The organism is Microcystis sp. M079S1, assembly GCF_020246425.1.
Classification (GTDB): Bacteria; Cyanobacteriota; Cyanobacteriia; order Cyanobacteriales; family Microcystaceae; genus Microcystis; species Microcystis aeruginosa.
The window spans coordinates 1-19,252 of record NZ_JADBSZ010000131.1 but is presented as its reverse complement, the minus strand read 5'-3'; the positions used below and the strand labels follow the sequence as shown (position 1 = coordinate 19,252).

General features: G+C 42.9%; 14 protein-coding genes and 1 pseudogene. 9 read left to right on the top strand and 6 right to left on the bottom strand.

All coding sequences use genetic code 11. The annotated features are described in order from the left end of the window. The 7 genes and pseudogenes from IM456_RS08635 to IM456_RS08605 all read left to right on the top strand — a co-directional run. Window positions 1-280 (top strand): annotated as a pseudogene (locus IM456_RS08635) (RRXRR domain-containing protein); the annotation flags it as partial. A gap of 58 nt (window positions 281-338) precedes the next feature. Then, on the top strand, window positions 339-2,066 hold the full coding sequence (gene hpsL / locus IM456_RS08630) for a hormogonium polysaccharide biosynthesis protein HpsL (protein WP_287694841.1): 1,728 nt from the start codon (window positions 339-341) through the stop codon (window positions 2,064-2,066). A gap of 407 nt (window positions 2,067-2,473) precedes the next feature. Then, window positions 2,474-3,469, top strand: coding sequence for a hormogonium polysaccharide biosynthesis glycosyltransferase HpsN (gene hpsN / locus IM456_RS08625; RefSeq protein WP_149985614.1), 996 nt, complete (start codon window positions 2,474-2,476; stop codon window positions 3,467-3,469). Continuing rightward, the gene (gene hpsO / locus IM456_RS08620; RefSeq protein ID WP_149985613.1) at window positions 3,466-4,635 is read left to right on the top strand and encodes a hormogonium polysaccharide biosynthesis glycosyltransferase HpsO; all 1,170 of its coding nucleotides are present in this window, start codon (window positions 3,466-3,468) and stop codon (window positions 4,633-4,635) included. The genes hpsN and hpsO overlap by 4 nt, the downstream gene beginning before the upstream one ends. Before the next feature lie 194 nt (window positions 4,636-4,829). Then, the gene (locus IM456_RS08615) at window positions 4,830-5,414 is read left to right on the top strand and encodes a sigma-70 family RNA polymerase sigma factor (RefSeq protein ID WP_149985612.1); all 585 of its coding nucleotides are present in this window, start codon (window positions 4,830-4,832) and stop codon (window positions 5,412-5,414) included. Next, window positions 5,414-5,788: a hypothetical protein gene (locus tag IM456_RS08610; protein ID WP_149985611.1), complete on the top strand. Its 375-nt coding sequence runs from the start codon at window positions 5,414-5,416 to the stop codon at window positions 5,786-5,788. Before IM456_RS08615 ends, IM456_RS08610 begins: the two co-directional genes overlap by 1 nt. A 20-nt stretch (window positions 5,789-5,808) precedes the next feature. Further along, entirely contained in the window at window positions 5,809-6,303 is a 495-nt protein-coding gene (locus IM456_RS08605) for a Spy/CpxP family protein refolding chaperone (RefSeq protein WP_149985610.1), read from the top strand. Between the two features lie 116 nt (window positions 6,304-6,419). On the opposite strand, the gene IM456_RS08600 is transcribed toward IM456_RS08605, so the two are convergent. Next, the gene (locus tag IM456_RS08600; RefSeq protein ID WP_149985609.1) at window positions 6,420-7,571 is read right to left on the bottom strand and encodes an NAD-dependent epimerase/dehydratase family protein; all 1,152 of its coding nucleotides are present in this window, start codon (window positions 7,569-7,571) and stop codon (window positions 6,420-6,422) included. A 440-nt stretch (window positions 7,572-8,011) separates the two neighbouring features. Here IM456_RS08600 and IM456_RS08595 point away from each other — a divergent pair, with 440 nt between their 5' ends. After that, window positions 8,012-9,862, top strand: coding sequence for a polysaccharide deacetylase family protein (locus IM456_RS08595; protein ID WP_287694836.1), 1,851 nt, complete (start codon window positions 8,012-8,014; stop codon window positions 9,860-9,862). 35 nt (window positions 9,863-9,897) lie between these two features. Here the strand turns inward: IM456_RS08595 and IM456_RS08590 are convergent, their stop codons facing one another. Then, window positions 9,898-10,287, bottom strand: coding sequence for a hypothetical protein (locus tag IM456_RS08590; protein WP_002803334.1), 390 nt, complete (start codon window positions 10,285-10,287; stop codon window positions 9,898-9,900). Further along, on the bottom strand, window positions 10,280-10,837 hold the full coding sequence (locus tag IM456_RS08585; RefSeq protein WP_008200530.1) for a Panacea domain-containing protein: 558 nt from the start codon (window positions 10,835-10,837) through the stop codon (window positions 10,280-10,282). Before IM456_RS08585 ends, IM456_RS08590 begins: the two co-directional genes overlap by 8 nt. Before the next feature lie 163 nt (window positions 10,838-11,000). Here IM456_RS08585 and gloB point away from each other — a divergent pair, with 163 nt between their 5' ends. After that, window positions 11,001-11,774 (top strand): hydroxyacylglutathione hydrolase, encoded by a 774-nt coding sequence (gene gloB, locus IM456_RS08580; protein ID WP_149985607.1) that lies wholly within the window; start codon window positions 11,001-11,003, stop codon window positions 11,772-11,774. 380 nt (window positions 11,775-12,154) lie between these two features. Here the strand turns inward: gloB and adhE are convergent, their stop codons facing one another. The 3 genes from adhE to IM456_RS08565 form a co-directional block, all read right to left on the bottom strand. Next, window positions 12,155-14,821, bottom strand: a complete 2,667-nt coding sequence (gene adhE, locus IM456_RS08575) for a bifunctional acetaldehyde-CoA/alcohol dehydrogenase (RefSeq protein WP_287694832.1) — start codon at window positions 14,819-14,821, stop codon at window positions 12,155-12,157. A 240-nt stretch (window positions 14,822-15,061) separates the two neighbouring features. Then, complete coding sequence (locus tag IM456_RS08570; RefSeq protein WP_287694830.1) at window positions 15,062-18,823, bottom strand: class I SAM-dependent DNA methyltransferase; 3,762 nt, start codon at window positions 18,821-18,823, stop codon at window positions 15,062-15,064. Window positions 18,824-18,950: 127 nt separating this feature from the next. After that, on the bottom strand, window positions 18,951-19,252 hold a 302-nt coding region (locus IM456_RS08565; RefSeq protein WP_287712767.1), incomplete at its 5' end, for a hypothetical protein.

The window sequence follows — 19,252 nt, the reverse complement described above, 5'->3', positions numbered from 1 at the left end:
TCCCTTTGCTGTCATCAAACGTCCTCCTATTAGTCGTCGTCAACTTCACCTGATGGTTTTTTCTAAAGGTGGTAAACGACGTAAATATGGTGGCTCTACCACAAGACATGGGTTCCGTAAAGGAGATTTAGTTTCTTCTCCTAAAGGAATTGGTTATGTTAGTGGAGATACCGAAAAACAGTTATCTGTAAGCGATGCCAATTGGAAACGATTGGGACAGATAGCGGTTAGCAAGATTCAGTTAATTCGTCGTTCTAACGGTTTAATTGTTTCTCGCTAACTTATATAAAGCCGCCCTCCGTTATCGCTAAAGGGCGGGTTTCAGACCCAGTTTTTCGATGACCGGACTAAGTATCGATCGCCAGAAAAAAAAGCATAAACAGGGCCAAACAAAAGCTGATAGTCCCCCGCTTAACATCAAAGAGAAACTTGCCCTCAAAAAAGAAGAAAGGCAAAAGAAACAAAAGTTAACGGGGTTGATTATTTTTGCCATTTGTGTAGCAATTTTGCTCGGATTACCCCTCAGCTTATTATTTGATGCCAACATAGGAGCTGCAGTAAGTTTAGCCTTAATTTTAGGAGTTTTCTCCTTTAGCTATCCTCGCATGGCTCTTTGGGCATTTATTATCTATCTACCCTTCACTGGCACTATTATCTATTGGTTGGGAGGTAGTCCCATCCTCCAGATCAGTAAAGATATATTTTATCTACCCGCTTTAATCGCCTTAGTTTTAGAATGTCGAAAAAAGCAATTACCGATTATTGTCCCGAAACAATTAGGCACAACTCTATTATTAATCTTTGTTTTCTGTGTAGTCTGTCTATTAGCCGTCAATTTACAGAGACAATTTCTGCCTACTTGCGATTCCGTGGCTGGGATGAGTATCTTTAGGGATGGCCGTTTGCAGGGAGTTCCCTGTCGGACAAGTGAGACTTTTCTGCAAGGACTATTAGGGTTTAAAGTTTTGCTAGGTTATGTCCCCTTGATCTTCTGCACTTATTACTTAATCAAAGACAAACCCACCCTATTATTTTTTGGTCGTCTTTTAGTGACTTTAGTAATTATTTGTTGTGTCCTAGGACTAATGCAATACTGGATGCTGAAAACCGGTCGTTGTGTAGGAACTCGCGGCTTTGTCGCTGATGCACTATTCAAAGCCACCTTAGGGGCAAGGTGTTTGGTTGGTGGGGCATTAGTGTATAGTCCGGAAGTGAATATGATCCGCCTACCGGGTACCTTTGTTTCTCCCTGGCACTGGGCTTGGTTTTTGGTCTCTAGTGCCGTAATTTGTTATGCCAGTGCCTTTAGTGAAACTTCCCAAAAATGGCGACTAGCAGCCCTTGTGGGTTTAACCCTAGTTTTTATTAATGCAGTGATCTCTGGGCAAAGATTAGCTTTCTTTGCTGTACCGATGATTATTGGTCTGATGACGATTCTTACGGGACAAATCGCTAACTTAAAACGATTTTTGCCGATCATTTTTGCCGCCACTTTACTTCTAGCTATCGGTTTTTCTTTCCTTAACCCCGATTTTGTCCAACAACGCTACGATAGTGCCATCGGCCGTTGGCGACAGGCTCCCCCCACCCTTTTTATTCAAGAACAGTTGGATTTTGCTATCCGTAATCAGGGCGGTATTTTAGGTCGTGGACTTGGTGTGGCCACAGCTTCTGCTAGGGTTTTCGGTGATATTTCCTTTGTGGAAACCTATCATAGTAAAGTTTTATTCGAGTTGGGATACATTGGTTTTACCTTGTACATGATATTCATGACCCATCTAGTTTATCTGGCCTTCCGCACCTATCGTTCCCTCAAAGATCCGACTCTGCGAGGTTTTGCCGGTAGTTATTGGGTTTTGCTGCTCTTTGTTGCCTATCTTCCCTATTGGTATGCCCTCGATACGGATCCTGTGGGCGTTTATTACTGGATATTTGCGGGCGTAATTTTTAAATTACCCGTGATCGAAAAACAGGAAAAAGAAGCCAAAATCCTGGCGGGGGAAACCGCCACAAAATCCTCCAAAAAGAGCTTAAATTTTAAACGCAAAGGTGTTTCTTTGGCTTGAAATATGGGTGTTGGGTTTTAGGGATTTCAGTTATCAGTTATCAGTTATCAGATGTGAGTTTTCAGTTATCAGATTTGAGTTTTTAAGTGTGCAGTATTAAATAGGGGTTGCTGAATAATGGTAAAACCCTTTTAAAATAAGGCTTTTGACCTGTTAAAATCCGATGTTCATGCTGCGAAAATCGGATTGAGACCTTCAAAAACCTTGCATTATCCTTATTGTAGTACATAAGCTGGTACAAAAAGAAAGGGCAACAAAGCCTGAAACTCCCGACTCCTGACTCGGAGACTCCTGACTCCTGACTCCTAACCCCACCAACAAACTTTTTGCCGCAAACCCTAAATAGAAGTTTTCTACTGTCTTTTTACTGATTACTGATTACTGATTACTGATTACTGATTACTGCTATGAATTTTCCCTCGATTTCTGTCATCATACCCACCTATCGACGCGAAGAGCCTCTTAAAGATACGCTCGATGACCTACTCAAACAAGATTATCCCGATTTTGAGGTATTAGTTATCGACCAGACCGCTACCCACAGCCCCGCCATACAATCCTATCTAGAAAATCTGGCCGATCAGCACAAAATTAGCTGGTATCGGCTGGATTGGGCGAGTTTACCCGGTGCGAGAAATTATGGAGTCCGTCGCGCCCAGGGCGATATCGTTCTTTTTATCGATGATGATGTGCGGCTACCGGATAATTATCTCAAAGCACATAGTGAGAATTTTGTCAAGAACCCTGAGATAGGTGTAGTGGCGGGTCGGGTATTTGATCGCATGAAATTGGGTGACTCCCAAAAAATGGTGACAGATGCCAGCAAACCCTACGAAATCGACTTTTTACCTCCCCAAGCCATGGATCCGGGCATTGCTTGGTATTACATCGATCTTGTCCACACCACTAAACCCCAGCAGGTAATCTCGGCCCGGGGCTGTAATATGTCTTTCCGGAAGGATATATTTACGAAATACGGCATTTGGTTCGATGAACGCTTTCGTGGCAGTGCCGTGCGCGAGGAATCGGATTTTTGCTTAAGGTTACGCCAGACTCCCTATCATGTCTGGTACGATCCCACCGCTTATCTGGTTCATTTAGGCGAAGAAACCGGCGGCTGTCATGATATTAGCACTCGTTCTTTGAGTTATCAGACGACTTTTTATCATAATCACTTTCTGATGGCCCTGAAAAATCTCACTCCCGCTCAACAATTGCGACTCTACGCTAAATTATTTGATTGTCACGTTCTTGGCAATCCTCCCTGTAATAAAGGTGGTTCCCCGATTAAAATACTCTCTAGGGGAATTTTTTATAGTTTAGGTTTTCTTGATGCTCTGAAAACTCAAGTAAAGTCCCTCTGGAATGATGGCCAAATTTATACAAAACTAGATAATCTATGAGAATTTTAGTCGCTAGTCATACCTATATAGTTGATCTCAACTGTGAGAAACTGCGCGCCCTGACAAGATTAAATCCCAATATTGAAGTTACTATTGTTGTTCCCCAACGTTGGCAACCGGGAGGAGTCCAAAATAAAATCATTGAAAGTCAACCGAAAATAGCCGACAATTTCCGAGTCATTCCTATCTCTAATTTTAGCCAGAATAACCAAGCTTTATTAACTTTTGGTGCTGATATAATTCCTTTATTGCAGAAATTTAGACCCGATATTATTCAAGTGGAACAGGGTTCTAAATCTCTCGCTTATGCTCAATTTATTACTCTGAATCGTCTCTTAAATCTCCAGGCTAAAAATGTATTTTTTACTTGGTGGAATCTTCCCTATACTCCTAAATTTCCCATCTCTTGGTTAGAAGCTTATAACCTGAAAAATACCGATGGTTTAATCGCCGGTAATCAGGACGGAGTAGATGTTTTAAAAGAACGGGGTTACAGGGGTAAATACACAGTTTTACCGCAATTAGGAGTGGATGAAGTCCTTTTTTCCCCTGACAAGCAACCCGATTTAGCCCGATCTTTAGGCATTGAAAGCGATGAATTTGTGATTGGTTTTGTCGGTCGTTTTGTGGAAGAGAAAGGCATTCTAACGCTGATTAAAGCTGTAGCTAAATTAACAGGTAAGTGGAAATTATTACTGTTAGGTCGGGGCATCCTGAAAGATAAAATAGTCAGCGAAGCTACAGCCGCAGGAATAAGCGACCGCTTGATGATAGTGGAAAGTGTTCCCCACGATCAAGTAGTTAATTATATTAACCTGATGAACACTTTAGTTTTGCCTTCAGAAATCACCTATCAGGTCAAAACCTTAACTGCCGTTGGTTGGAAAGAACAATTCGGTCATGTCTTAATTGAAGCTATGGCCTGTCAGGTTCCTGTTATTGGTTCTGATTCGGGAGAAATCCCCTTTGTTATTGCTGATACGGGTTTAATTTTTCCCGAAAAAGATGGGGAGGCACTGGCTAAATCTATACAAACTCTCTTAGATAATCCCAGCTTCGCTCAAGAATTAGGCCAGAGGGGTTATCAGAGGGTAATGACCAATTATACTAATAAAGCCCTCGCTCAAAAACAATTGGATTTCTATCAACAATTACTCCCTCGGTGATGGGAAGTGGGGTGTGGGGTGTGGGGTGTGGGGAGAAGGGAGAGGGGAGAAGGGGAGCAGGAAGAAAAAAGCTGATTACTGATCAGTGATTCACTGAATCACTGAATCACTGAATCACTGATAACTGATCACTGGTTATGAACCATTCTTGGCATCCCCTAGTCTAAACAGACAAGTAGCTAGGGGTGAGGGGAATGATCGAGGTGATAACCGATAAGCAAACAAGTGTGAGCGATCGAGAGTTAATCTTAAAATGTCAAAGGGGTGATCGGGGTGCTTTTCGTCACCTTTACCGTCTTTATCAACCAAAAATCCGCTCTACTCTCTATCAACTCTGTGGAAGGGAATTCCTAGAGGATTTTGTCCAAGAGGTATTTTTAAGACTGTGGCGCGGGTTGCCGAAATTGCGTTCACCTGAATACTTTTCCACTTGGGTTTATCGGATCACCTGGAATGTGGCCATCGATGGTCGGCGACAATTAGCCAAAAGACAAATGAGGATGGCCAAAAGCACTGATGAGGAAAACTCCCTTGATAGCGAATCCCGTCCCCAAGATAGTCCCGATTTGATGCAATTGCATTATGAGGAGGTGGTCCGACAAGGGTTAGAAATTCTCAGTTTAGAACATCGCGCTGTCCTTGTCCTTCACGATCTAGAGGACTTACCCCAAAAGGAAATCGCCCAAATCTTAGAAATTCCCCTCGGTACGGTGAAATCACGTCTTCATTATGCGCGTAAAACCATGGGTCAATTTTTGCAAAAACAAGGAGTTCTCTAATGTCCCCAGAAGATGACAAAGTGGTTAATTTTCTGCGTCGCTATCGTCCATCGCTGCCACCTCGACCGATAGATGAAGAAGAACAGTTAATGCAAATGATTAGGGAAGAAAAGCCAGTAAATTCCCCAAAATTGCTGCCTTTATTGGGGTTGATAACTGGTATTACTGCCTTATCTGTGCTGATTGTTGCTTCCTATCGTTGGTCTGATCCTCATCCACAACTGAGCCAAATTTCTGACGAGGAGTTAGAAGCTTTTTTAGTGGAGAGTTGGAACCATAGCATCGCTCCACCGATTGCTGCTCCTAGCGTTTATAGTTCCCCTTGGATGAGCTTAAACGAGCCTCAACTCACCTATTCTACCTATAATCCTTAATTTCTTTGTCGAGGTCAATTATGTCTCTTTCTACTCTCTCGATTCTCGGCACGACCATGGCTTTAACTCTGGCCGCTAACCTAGTCCCAACTGCCACTGTGCTATCCTATTCCCAAGATCGTCTATTTATCGCTCAAACTAGCTCTCCCCAGCGTCCTGAGAGTCGTCGAGTCAATAATTCTAGAGAAAGACTAATCGAACAATTAAACCTTACCGATGACCAAAAGTCGAAAATTGCCGCTATTCGTCAGAAATATCAGGAAAAAACGAAAAAGTTGCGAGAAACCCTGAGAAGCAACGAACAAGAATTAAATAGTTTATTATCGAATAATGCCTCCGATCGAGATATCCGTTCTAAACATCAGCAAATCTCTCGGAATCGCCAAGAAATCAGTAACCTGCAATTTGAGAGTTTTTTGGAAATTCGTCAAGTGTTAACTCCCGCTCAAAGAACGGAATTTTCCCAATTAATGCAGGAACGTTGCCCTAATTCCCGCAATTGCGGACGACAATAATTCCCATCAGTTCGGATTAAGGAACTTTAACTGGCGATCGAGTTTGATGCCGATACATTAGAAAAACGCAAAGGATGGGTTACTACCCCATCCTCAACTTATCATTTACTGATAAATTATCGTTTCCAAGTGACTTTTGGTAGGATATGATTCATATCTACCCGATTTTTATACTTGGTGGCGAAGTTTAAGAGGGAATCGAGGAGAGAATCGGAGAGATAGTGAGGTTGTAGGCCTAGATCGAGTAATTTCGTGTTTTTAGCCTTGAAATAATGTTCCTCTAACTCGATGCGCGGGTTGTCAAGATTGTTAATCTCCACATTTAACCCTAACGCTGAACCAGCTTTTTTAACCATCAGTGCCAAGTCACCGACACTGAACAGTTCGGTAAATTGGTTAAAGACGCGGAATTCTCCCGATTGAGCGGGATTAGCGATCGCTAATTCCAAACAACGCACGGTGTCGCGGATATCTAAAAATCCTCGCGTTTGACCACCTTTACCGTACACTGTCAGGGGATGACCGATCGCCGCTTGAATACAAAAACGGTTTAAAGCAGTACCAAAAACCCCATCGTAATCGAGACGGTTAATCAACATCTCATCCATTCCCGTTTCTTCGGTGAGGACTCCATAAACCACCCCTTGATTGAGATCTGTGGCTTTTAAACCCCACATCCGACAGGCAAAATGGATATTATGGCTATCGTGGACTTTGCTGAGATGGTACATACTACCCGGCTGTTTGGGATAGGGTAAAGTATCCTTACGACCGTTATGTTCGATCGTGATGTAGCCTTCTTCAATATCTATATTCGGTGTCCCATACTCACCCATAGTTCCCAGTTTCACTAGGTGTGCGTCGGTAAATTCCTCTTTCATCGCGTAGAGGATGTTTAAATTGCCAACAACGTTATTAACTTGGGTTAAAACTGCGTGTTCGCGATCGATCATGGAGAAGGGTGCAGATCTCTGTTCTCCGAAGTGAACAATCGCATCCGGTTGAAACTGTCGCAGGGATTGAATTAAAAAGTCGTAGTTATTGATATCCCCGACAAAAAGATCGAGCGATTTTCCCGTCAGATCTTGCCAGCGTTGAATCCGATGAGATATGGGTGCGATCGGTGTTAAGGTATCGCAGCCTAATTGTAAGTCCCAATAGCGACGAACTAAACTATCAAGTATGCCTACTTCGTAACCTCTATTTGATAGATGGAGTGCCGTTGCCCAACCACAATAGCCGTCTCCGCCAATAACCAAAACTCTCATACAATATCTGTAAAGTTTATATACTCGTCTTTGCTAACTCTAGCAGTTTTGTGTCACGCTTTACCAGCCTAATCCCCGTGAACATAGCGGGGTGTAGGGTGTGGGGTGTGGGGTGTGGGGTGTAGGGTGATGGGGAAATGGGGAAATGGGGAGAATCAATAAAGGTAGTCTATTGACAACTGCTCACTGATTACCACTGTCCACTGAAAACTCAAATCTGCTCACTGATAACTGATAACTGATAACTGCTCACTGATGAGGGTGTTCTAGAAAACTTGACAAGGGAACGGATTACAGGGAAACTCAGCTTGTAATCAGTGGGCTTTGCTGACGAGAAAACAAAAGCCAAAAATCTAGATAAAAGGCAGTTTTTTCGGTAACTCAGGGCCTATCTGCTTTTTACTTTTTACTTTTTACTTTTCACTTTATTACTTGATCTTATGCGTTGGCAAGCTCGGCAAAAATCTTCCTTTTCTTTCCTTCCCCTATACGGATTTTTGGCATTTATCGTCACTTGTCTGATTATTTGGACAATTTCTCTCTATCCTCGTTCTAATGCTCTGGTGGGGGGTGATTCTCTCCCCGCACCTTTTAGGGAGTTTCAGCCGGAATGCGCGGATTATGTTCTAGAAAATAGTTCTTTTAAGGATATATCGAGAATTTTTGATTGTAAAACCTATAAAAACCTCTCTGATCGCGTGATTGTTCCCCTATCTCTCCAAAAAAACGATATTAGTCTCGATAATTGGCAAAATAACTCGGCAACAGCGATCGAATTAGCACCCTGGCCGGAAATTCATCCCCGCGCTCAAGAGACAAAAGTACCGATTTTAATGTATCACGACATTTTACCGGAAAAAGAGGTATTCTTTGACGTTACTCCAGACGAATTAGAGGCACATTTTCAATTTTTGCAGGAAATCGGGGCAACTCCTATCAGTATCGATTGGTTAATTTCCCATCTGCGGACAGGTATCCCCCTTCCCGCTAAACCGGTTTTATTGACTTTTGATGATGGTTATGGGGGACATTACCAGTATGTCTATCCTTTATTGAGAAAATATAACTATCCCGCCGTTTTCTCGATTTATATCAATAAAATGGCTCAAAAAACTGGCAGAACCAGTGTCACTTGGCAACAACTCCGGGAAATGGCCGCCGATCCTCTAGTACAAATTGTCTCCCATAGTGTTAGTCATCCCCGGGATTTAAGGTTATTGTCCGATGCAGATTTGGAGCAAGAAGTCAAGCAATCGAAACAAATCTTAGAAAAAGAATTGGGTATTCCGATTAATTATTTCACCTATCCGGAAGGGAAGGCGGATGATCGAGTGAAGGAATTCGTCAAAAAAGCGGGTTATCGGGCGGCTTTATCGATGAATGACCTCGATGAGCATTTTGCGGGACAATCCCCCAATTTACTCACTATTGGACGCTTTGGACAATCGCGCACGCGAGAAATTGTCCCGCAAGCTTGGGGGGGTGATCCCTTACCCCGTACCGATGGGGGTTTTAACTTTGCCACCACCATCGAAAAACGGGAAGTGGAGTTCCCAAGTAATACACTTGTTCTGATTAGTGGCGGTATTCCCAAAACTATCCACGCTGATAGTCGCTATCAAGTGGAGGAAATTATCGCTGGCACAGAAGCAGTCGCGGCTGTAGATGGCGGTTTTTTCTCTCTCAAGGAATTGGACTCAAATCAGATGATCGGGCCGGTTTTAAGCGAAAATGGCGGCTTTATCCCGGGATATGAGGGAGAAATCGGCAAGTTAGAGGGTCGTCCTTTAGTAATCATTACCGATCAATGGGTGCGTTATCTTCCCTTTGATCCTGCCCGTCATAATACCCTAGAAGGAATTGCAGCCGAGGCCGGAGATGATCTCAAGGTTACGGATGCTTTTGTCGCGGCCGCTTGGTTAGTCAAAGATGGACAACCACAATCGCGAGAGTCCTTTGGTACACTTTACGGTTTTGATGCCCTGCGTCACCGGGCTTTTTGGGGGATTAATCAGGCAGGACAGCCAGTAATCGGGGTTTCCAGAGAGCCAATCGATTCGATGGCTTTGGGAGAATTATTAGTACAGGCAGGTTTTCGGGAGGCGGTGATGTTGGATTCAGGAGCAAGTACCTCCCTCGCTTATCAGGGCCAATCGCAAGTGCATTATACTCCCCGTCCCGTTCCCCACGTTGTCGCTTTATTTCCCCCCACAGAACCCGATATTGTTCCCATTAGTCATGTGGGGATTCCCTGCGTAATTTTCGCCGATTCCTGTGCTGCGGGGAGTTAGGGGACAAAAAGTTGCTAACCAGAAAACGGCTGAAGCTATGTATCTAAGAAAGCTCTAAGAGCAATTTTGTACTTGTTTTTCAGTCGTGGAGAAACTAGACCACCTTGCTGAATCTGTGCGAGAATTGTGGCTGAACAGGAGCCTTTTGGAATCGGACTACCCGCAGTGATTAAACTGGCTAATTCCGTGGCATCCATCTCCCGGGCAAATTGATAGGCAATCACGGATTCACAGACGATAAAATTCGGGACACCAAGGCCGGGCAAAAGCACACAAGTAGCTTCCGAACTGCTTCTTCGAGTTGTAACATTGACAAATAAATATCTATTTTCAGAAGTCTTTGCGATCGCAATATAGAGATGTTGCTTATTAGGGGGTGTATCGATTAAAAAGGCATCCCCCAGCTTGACTACCAGACTAGCCATGTAAAGCTCCATCTAAATAGGCTTCTCGCTGGGCTTCTTGGCTAATATCTTCGATTTCCTCCTCCGTTTTACCCATAGATCGCAAAACATCCTCTACTAAAATTGGAATAGCCGAACCATGGGGATCCTTCCATTCTGGTAGATCGTGAGTCCATTCGGCTACAAGAAAGGGATTGAGATGGCCAAAAGTCTTGTAAACCTGTTTAAGAATCATTTCTTCTTCTTCACAGAGTTCTTCATTGCCGGGATATTGCAGCAGGTCAACATAATTAGAATCCCGGGGAGAAATATATTTCGACCACAGGGGTAAAGCAGAGTCCACGGGCTGTCCTTTAATCAAATCATAAACACCACTGAGAACCGGTCCATAATCCATTGATACATATCTATCCCCAGTAATTGGTTGATCCATGGTTTTTAAAGCAAGACGGTCAGCTATATAGAGCATTTTCAGCAACCCTAAATACTTCATCGGTTTGCCGTGCAGCTTTAAGAGTATAGCAGCGGCTTCAACTGCTTTCTCTGGATGAAACCGAAATTTGATCGTCATAACTACTATAAATTCACTGCTTTTTTATGACACTTTTATTATAGTTATTATTCTACATCGGCCATATTTAAGATTTTGTCCCAGTGGTTGAGGCTTCTAGCCTGATTTCTGAAAGATGCTGCTATAGGTATGATCGAGTTAAACCTTAGCCCAAGATTCTACCATGGAGATCGAACGTCTTAACGCCCTTTCCGATAATTATATTTTCCTCCTCTACGATCGAGCGCAAAAAATCGCGGCCGTGGTGGATCCGGCGGAACCTGAACCGGTTTTCAGGCGATTAGAGGCTTTACAGGTGGATTTAGTCGCTATTTTCAATACCCATCACCACGGCGACCATGTGGGGGCTAATCAGGCTTTAATTAATCGTTATCCCCATCTTTGTGTTTATGGAGGAAAGGAGGATCGCGGTCGCATTCCGGGCCAGCAGCTGTTTTTAGAGGAGGGGGACCGGGTGGAATTTGCCGGTCGCCGGGCCGAGGTTTTCTTTGTCCCCGGCCACACTCGCGGCCATATTGCCTATTATTTTCCCCCGGTTAACCCCGGAGATTACGGCGAGTTATTCTGTGGTGATACCCTGTTTTCCGGGGGTTGTGGTCGTTTATTTGAGGGAACACCGGGCCAAATGGTGGCTTCTTTAACTAAATTGCGATCGCTGCCTGACCAGACCAGGGTTTGGTGCGCTCACGAATATACGTTAAATAATTTAAAGTTTGCCTTGACAGTTGACCCTAATAATGCTGCTCTGCAACAGCGTTATCGGGAAGTGGAGAAAAATCGCGCTGAAGATATTCCCACGATTCCGGCAATTTTGGGGACGGAAAAGCTGACTAATCCTTTTTTGCGTTGGGATAGTCCCGCTTTGGCCATGACCATGGATAGCAGCGAACCAGTACAAGTGTTTGCACGGCTGCGGGGGAAAAAAGATAATTTTTAGCAGTGGCTAAGTAGGGTTTGCTGAAAAAGTACGGGCGAAGCATTCGGATAGAAAATCTACGGTTTCACCGATAGGTTATTGCCCGAATGCTTCGCCCCTACAGGACGCGGGCCGATGAAGATGCAAGGTTTTGAACGACGATTCTCTCAAAATCTTGCACCTGTTTCGCGAGAAAAGCCCCAAAACCCTTACTTTGCCTACATTTCACATTTATTCAGCAAACCCTAAGTAGGTAGGTGTTAAAAACTCTCAAAACCCCCCTTATTAAGGGGGGTAGGGGGGATATCCCCTGATTAAGGGGGGTAGGGTTGATTAAGGGTAGGGTTGATTCATGAATCAACCCTACAGGGGGTAGGGGGGATCAAAGGCAAAATCTATCCCTACAAGCTCAAGGGTTGCGGATCTAACTTCAAATCGGCAAGACTGACATCACCGTGACCATTTACCGCCACCTCTAGGGGCAAATTGCCGTGATAAGCTTGGATTAACAGGGTTTTTAAGTCCTCAATCAGGGGATAACGGGGATTGGCTCCGGTACACTGATCATCGAAAGCTTGTTCAGCTAAATGGTCTAATTTGGCCATAAATTCGGCTTCACTTTCGGGAATTACCTCTTTAATACTGGCTGGAATACCGATTTCCCGTTTTAAACATTCGATCGCTAATACCAATCTTTCCACACTTTCGGTCTCGCTTTCTCCTCCCAATCCCAAGGAATGAGCGATCCTGGCATAGCGCCACTTCACGTTAGGATATTTGTACTGAGAGAAGGTCGCCTGTTTAAAGGGGGCATCGGTGGCATTATAGAGGATGACGTGGGAAATCATCAAGGCATTGGCTAGACCGTGGGGAATGTGGAAAATTGCCCCCAATTGGTGGGCCATGGAGTGACAGATGCCTAAAAAGCCATTAGCGAAGGCCATTCCTGCCATTGTCGCCGCATAATGGACTTTTTCCCGCGCTTTCGGGTCTTTAGCTCCGTTATGATAGGAACTGGGCAAGTATTTAAACAGCAGTCGGATGGCATCTTGAGCAAGAGCATTAGTATATTCTGAGGCTAAAACCGAGACGTAGGCCTCAAGAGCGTGAGTTAAAGCGTCAATTCCGCCGTAGGCTGTCAATTTTTTCGGCATATTCAGCACTAATTCCGGATCGACGATGGCCATGCTGGGAGTTAGAGCATAATCTGCCAAAGGATACTTAATATTATTACGGCGATCGGTCACGACGGCGAAGGGAGTCACTTCTGATCCTGTTCCCGAAGTGGTGGGAATACACACCATCAGAGCTTTTTCGCCTAAAGGGGGCAATTCATAGACTCGTTTGCGGATATCCATAAAACGCATGGCCAAGCTCTCGAATTCTATCTCTGGATGCTCGTAGAGTAGCCACATGATTTTAGCGGCATCCATGGGGGAACCACCACCGATAGCGATAATTACATCGGGATTGAAGGTATTAATGACATTTAACCCCCGTTCGACGGTTTCTAGGGAAGGATCGGGTTCCACATCATAAAAGATATTAATCGTGATGCCGATTTCTTCTAAAACTTCCTCTAAAGCTGCGGTAACTCCTAGGTCAAAAAGAGGTTTATCGGTGACAATAAAGGCCCGTTTTTTGCCGGCTAATTCCCGAATAGCGACGGGTAATGCTCCGTATTTAAAATATACTTTTGGTGGTACTCGGAACCAAAGCATATTTTCCCGGCGCTCGGCTACGGTTTTAATATTTAATAGGTGGGTAGGTTCGACGTTTTCGCTGATGGAATTACCGCCCCAAGTGCCACAACCGAGGGTTAAACTAGGATCGAGACGGAAGTTATAGATATCACCAATTGCACCCTGGGAGGAAGGGGTATTAATTAATACCCGGGCCGTTTGTACGTTGTCTTGAAAGTGCTTAATATGTTCCCGATTGGAGGGTGCGGTATAAAGCACGGCCGTATGACCTCGACCGGCAAATAAGACCAGTTTTTCGGCTTTTTTGACCCCATCTTCAAAGTCTTTCGCTCGGTACATGGCTAAAATTGGCGAGAGTTTTTCGTAGGAAAATGGTTCTTCTAAGCCAATATTTTCCACTTCTCCGATTAGTAACCTGGTATCTTCGGGAACGGAAATTCCAGCCATGGTGGCTAATTTTTCTACCGGTTGTCCGACGATATCGGGGTTGATATGACCATCTTTTAGGAGAATCCCGACGACTTTTTCCCTTTCTTCGGGGGAAAGAAGATAGGCCCCGCGAGCAATAAATTCCTGTCGAACTTCTTCATAGATGCTATCGACAACGATTACCGATTGTTCCGAGGCGCAAATCATGCCGTTATCAAAGGTTTTACTGAGAATAATCGAGGAAACGGCCATTTTTATGTGAGCGGTTTCGTCCACTAAAGCGGGGGTATTGCCGGCACCGACTCCTAGGGAAGGTCTTCCGGAAGAATAGGCCGCTTTTACCATACCGGGACCGCCGGTAGCAAGGATTAAATTAATGCTGGGATGTTGCATTAATGCTTGGGAAAGTTCCACCGATGGCTGATCGATCCAACCAATAATACCGGCCGGTGCGCCTGCTTTGACGGCCGCTTCTAAGACTATTTTGGCCGCTGCGATGGTGCAGTCTTTGGCTCGCGGATGGGGGGAAAAAATGATGCCGTTGCGGGTTTTCAGGGCAATTAGGGCTTTAAAAATGGCTGTGGAGGTGGGATTTGTGGTGGGTACGATCCCCGCTAAAATGCCCACGGGTTCGGCGATTTTTTGCAATCCAAAGGATTTATCTTCTTCGATAATGCCGCAGGTTTTGCTGTGTTTATATTTGTTGTAGATGATTTCTGAGGCAAAATGGTTTTTAATCACTTTATCTTCTATTACTCCCATCCCTGTCTCTTGTACTGCCATTTTAGCTAGGGGAATGCGAGCGTTGTTGGCTGCTAATGCGGCTTTTTTGAAGATAAGATCTACTTGTTCTTGGTTATAGTTGGCAAATTGTTGTTGAGCTTTTTTTACCTGTTGTATCAGTTCTTCTAGCTCTTGTCTATTGGTAACTATCATAACAATTTTGTTGAAAAAATTAGGCATTTTATTCTACTATAGCGTTTTTCGGCAAGGTACTCGCTCAATCTTGGGATTTTCTTTATAGTCTCCTAAGCATTGGTATTATAGGATACTAATAATCCTAGGTAATACTAAATCTGGTTATTAAAGACTGATTATTTATTCCCATTTTTGCATGAGTGCATGAGTAGAAAACGGGTTTCTCGGAGAAACCCGTTTTCTGTGCTACATTTATATCTATTTTATTTCCCCCTCTATTATCCTGATTTCTTCCTCACTTAATCCATACAATTCATATACTATTTGGTTAATTTTTGTTTCTAACTCCTTGACTTCTTTTCTCTTAGCTTCTAAGCATTGTTTAACTAAAGATTTGATCGCTTGTTTTTGGTTTTCTGTTGCATTAGCGATAGGAATTTGCCTAATATAATCGGTAAAAGCTCTTAGATATCCACCTCGAACTTTATTAGAAATATAAGAATAGAACCACTCTATAACAACTGAATTAAGTAATCCACAAAGCCATAATTCATTGATTGGCATAAAATAAACTGTATTAGCTAGATAAAATTTATTCAGTTCAATCATAAAACTTTGGGACTCATATATATCTGGATAAATAATTTTAGGTTGTTCAAATTCTTGCCAATACTTACAAGAACGCAATTCCCAAAAAAAGCGACCTTGATCATCTCTTTTAATTAATTTATCCCGAAATTCTTGAAATCTTGCATAAATTGCGGGATAGGTTTGAGCAAAGATTGCTTCTGCTTCTATTTTACTTTTATCTGACCAAGGATGACTTTTATTTTCCGATGACTCAATTTTAATTAAATACTGTTCTGCGAAATCTATTCGCCATCTTTTTACATCTCGTCCCCGTAGAAAAGGTTTAATAACTTCCTCGGAGGAGGGATGTTCACTAATTAATCTATCGCGGGTGATTTTATCAATCACAAAAGCTTCATTTAAACCTGTTTTAATGCCATAATATAATTTACCTTTTACATATTCTCCCAAAGGAGTACCGACTTTTTGCAATTTAGCCAATAAATCTAAAGTTTGTGAAGATTCTAATTTCCAACCATCAGCAGATAAATTAGCTTGAGTGATGGTCAGATAATCTTGTTCTAGAATTGTGGCAAACTGGGTGATATTTTGATCTCTGTGTTTATCCCAAGCTAAAGCTTTAAACTGATTGCCATCCCATTTATCTTTACTTAAAGCGATAATACTGGGATAAGCGGTAGCTTCTTCAAAGACGGGAAAATCACCAAAGTCAATTAAATTAAAAATTTTCGTCGAATTGCTGAGAAGTTGTCTTAATTTTTCTCCGTATCCCGAACGAAAATATTTATTTGAGGAGATATAAGTTAAATAACCTTTAGTTTTGAGTATTTGTAAACCCCGCTCATAGAAATAGACAAATAAATCGGCAATCCCGGTATAGGATTGATAAATTTTCTGCAAGATAGGTTTAATATTTTTGAGTTCCTCCTGTCGGATATAAGGAGGATTGCCAATTACCACATCAAAACCGATAAAATTCCCCTTATCATCTAGAACTTCGGGGAACTCGAAGCGCCATTCAAAAGCATTATGATAAATCTTACCGCTTTCAATCTCCTCTAGTTGCGGACGTAACTTATCAATCTCATTCCTTAACTGACTAATCTTCCTTTCCCGCGCTTTCTTTTCCTTGGGTGACTCCTCAAATAACAAAATTTGATTCTCTAGACTATATAAATCCGTTTCCAAACCGCGCAAGCGCTTTTTCAGAGGATTATCTCCCTGTAAAGTCTGACGAAAACTACTCTTAATCTCACTTATCAATCTCTCCATCTCGCGCTTTTGCGATTTATCCTCCGCGTTGCGATAGACTCTCACCGCATCCTTATAACTCTCGATACTTAAACGATTTTTGCGGGAAAAGACTTGTAAATCATTGGATAACCCAAAGCGACTAATCAGAGAATTGCCAACCTTGATATTAATATCGATATTCGGTAACGTCTCTAACTCATTATCTGCTTTGTAGTAAGCATTCTTGAGTAACTCAATCCATAAACGCAGACGACAGATTTTCACCGAGTTGGGATTGATATCAACTCCAAAGAGACACCCCTCAATCAGACGCTGTTTTTCCTGAAATAAAGTCTCCTGTACTCGCTGACTTTCTCGACTGCGGGGATTATACTCAAACAGATTACCGTCATCATCGGTGACGATTAACTCATCGTTCACCACCTCAACCCGATAATCCCTGAGAGTTTTCCCCTCTTTATCCACTAAAATCTGTAACTCACTCTTAATCGCGATTATCTCGTTCAAAGCAGAAACAAGAAAATGTCCCGAACCCACCGCAGGATCACAAATTTTGAGACTATTGATAATAGCATTGGCTGCCGTTTTGTCTTTGATGCGGTTATACACATCCTCGATTGTCTGACAATCCCATCCCTGACTCTGGTTAAATTTCTCTATCACTGCGCGTCGAATCGTTTCCCGACACATATACATAGTGATGAAACCGGGGGTGAAAAAGGAACCATCCTTATATCCGTTGATTTTCTCGAAGATTAATCCCAACACTGACGCATTGATAAGAGTCTTATTGTCTTCCTGTATCGCTTCCCCACCTTCGCTGCTAAAATCGTAGGCATTGAGAAACTCGAATAGGTATGCTAAAGCGTTGATTTCTCCTGTTCGCTTTTTCCCCTGACTATCCTTTAAGACTGTTCCTGCAAAAATCTCTAAATTCTCCGAACGCAGGTTACTGATGACTATGGTTGATTGTTCTAAGTCTGTGGGTTCAAATAGGGAACTGTTGAGATAGGGAACCTGAGTATGGGTATTCTGGATGTCTTTGCTTCTTTCTGTCTGTTTTTTGGCCAAAACGCTGAAAAATAAGCGATTTAAGTCGTCATAGTTGGCAATTTTGCCTAAATTGAGAAACCCTAGGGATTTATCCCCCCGATGATACCTAATTATCTGCGCTTCTAATAGTTTGAGGAAGAGGATTCTATTTATCCAGGTTATCCCCAACTCTAAACCGATATTCAATAGTCTCTCCTCTTCCGTCTCCCCAAATTCCTCGGGATTGGGTAAACGAGAGATTTTATCTAAACTCTCCACTTGACTGATAGCGTTCTCTAGCAGCGAACCGGGTTGACGCGCTGCCGGTTGCAGACGTTGGATGAGTTTTTTTCCTCCCTCTTTTATCTCTGTCAATCCGATGATATGCAGCAGTTCACTATAAAAGTTTTTGTCGAGACTGTTGCTATCGTTCGCAAAGGGGAGTTTTAACAGGTGTTCGGGAGAAAAGATTTTATAGAGACTGATAAGGTTATGTTCGTCTTCCCGGATGGTTTGGGAGTATTCCCGCAAGTCAAAATGGGTGTATGTCAGGGAATCGAGTATGGAGTTAAGGAAGGGTTCTCCTATCTGTTTGTAGAAGAAGTCGGTGGTTTTTCCCGTTAGTCTCCCCGTCTCAAAGTCATTAAACTGTCTGACAAGTTCCTGATTTTGTGCGAATAGTCTCTCGAAGATATTCCCGTCAAAGATAAACCACTCATATATATTGGTAGCAATCAGGTGTTTTATCTCTAGGTTTTTCTCGGTTATCCTTTCCCGTAGGAAGTAGAGGAGTAATTCTTGTAATGCTTTACAGTTGAGTTTGTCTCTCCGCAGCATCTCGCTTTTATTGCTGGGTTTCTTGACTTCCAATATCACCCCCACGGAATCCCGCGACTCTTTCCCATTATGGATGACTAAATCATTCCTTCCCTTGGTGTTGATGAAATGTTGGGGACTATAGTAGTTGTGTTTGAGAAAGTCTGCAAGCAGGTTTTTGTGGAACTCCTCGGATTCTGTCTCGTTTATACTCCCCAAGAGTTGTCCTAGGTGGGTTTGAAACTTCTCTACCTGACTACGACTCGGTTTGACTCTCAGGAATGCTTTGTTTAATGCTTGTCGGGGAGAGAAATTTTCTGTCTTCATACCTTTATCCCTATTCCTACTCAACCCGGTTCTGGAGGCTATTTTTTTCTCTCTTATCTTTGCTCAAAAACTATATATATATTTTCGCACGGATTCCCATTATCTAAAAAGTCTAAAGCAAGTCTCGTCATTTGTCAAGGGTTTTGAGAAAAAAAATCGAGCCGATTTTATAATCACCGTAACAACAATTCAGATCGTAAGGATAATTCCGTAGGGATAATTCCGTAGGGATAATTCCGTAGGGATAATTCCGTAAGGATAATTCCGTAAGGATAATTCCGTAGGGATAATTCCGTAGGGATAATTCCGTAAGGATAATTCCGTAGGGATAATTCCGTAGGGATAATTCCGTAGGGATAATTCCGTAGGGATAATTCCGTAGGGATAATTCCGTAGGGATAATTCCGTAGGGATAATTCCGTAGGGATA

What these genes read in the sequence shown, in the direction of transcription:
- hpsL (WP_287694841.1), top strand. Translation starts at nt 339, where the DNA reads ATGACCGGACTAAGTATCGATCGCCAGAAAAAAAAGCATAAACAGGGC.
- hpsN (WP_149985614.1), top strand. Translation starts at nt 2,474, where the DNA reads ATGAATTTTCCCTCGATTTCTGTCATCATACCCACCTATCGACGCGAA.
- hpsO (WP_149985613.1), top strand. Translation starts at nt 3,466, where the DNA reads ATGAGAATTTTAGTCGCTAGTCATACCTATATAGTTGATCTCAACTGT.
- IM456_RS08615 (WP_149985612.1), top strand. Translation starts at nt 4,830, where the DNA reads ATGATCGAGGTGATAACCGATAAGCAAACAAGTGTGAGCGATCGAGAG.
- IM456_RS08610 (WP_149985611.1), top strand. Translation starts at nt 5,414, where the DNA reads ATGTCCCCAGAAGATGACAAAGTGGTTAATTTTCTGCGTCGCTATCGT.
- IM456_RS08605 (WP_149985610.1), top strand. Translation starts at nt 5,809, where the DNA reads ATGTCTCTTTCTACTCTCTCGATTCTCGGCACGACCATGGCTTTAACT.
- IM456_RS08600 (WP_149985609.1), bottom strand. Translation starts at nt 7,571, where the DNA reads ATGAGAGTTTTGGTTATTGGCGGAGACGGCTATTGTGGTTGGGCAACG.
- IM456_RS08595 (WP_287694836.1), top strand. Translation starts at nt 8,012, where the DNA reads ATGCGTTGGCAAGCTCGGCAAAAATCTTCCTTTTCTTTCCTTCCCCTA.
- IM456_RS08590 (WP_002803334.1), bottom strand. Translation starts at nt 10,287, where the DNA reads ATGGCTAGTCTGGTAGTCAAGCTGGGGGATGCCTTTTTAATCGATACA.
- IM456_RS08585 (WP_008200530.1), bottom strand. Translation starts at nt 10,837, where the DNA reads ATGACGATCAAATTTCGGTTTCATCCAGAGAAAGCAGTTGAAGCCGCT.
- gloB (WP_149985607.1), top strand. Translation starts at nt 11,001, where the DNA reads ATGGAGATCGAACGTCTTAACGCCCTTTCCGATAATTATATTTTCCTC.
- adhE (WP_287694832.1), bottom strand. Translation starts at nt 14,821, where the DNA reads ATGATAGTTACCAATAGACAAGAGCTAGAAGAACTGATACAACAGGTA.
- IM456_RS08570 (WP_287694830.1), bottom strand. Translation starts at nt 18,823, where the DNA reads ATGAAGACAGAAAATTTCTCTCCCCGACAAGCATTAAACAAAGCATTC.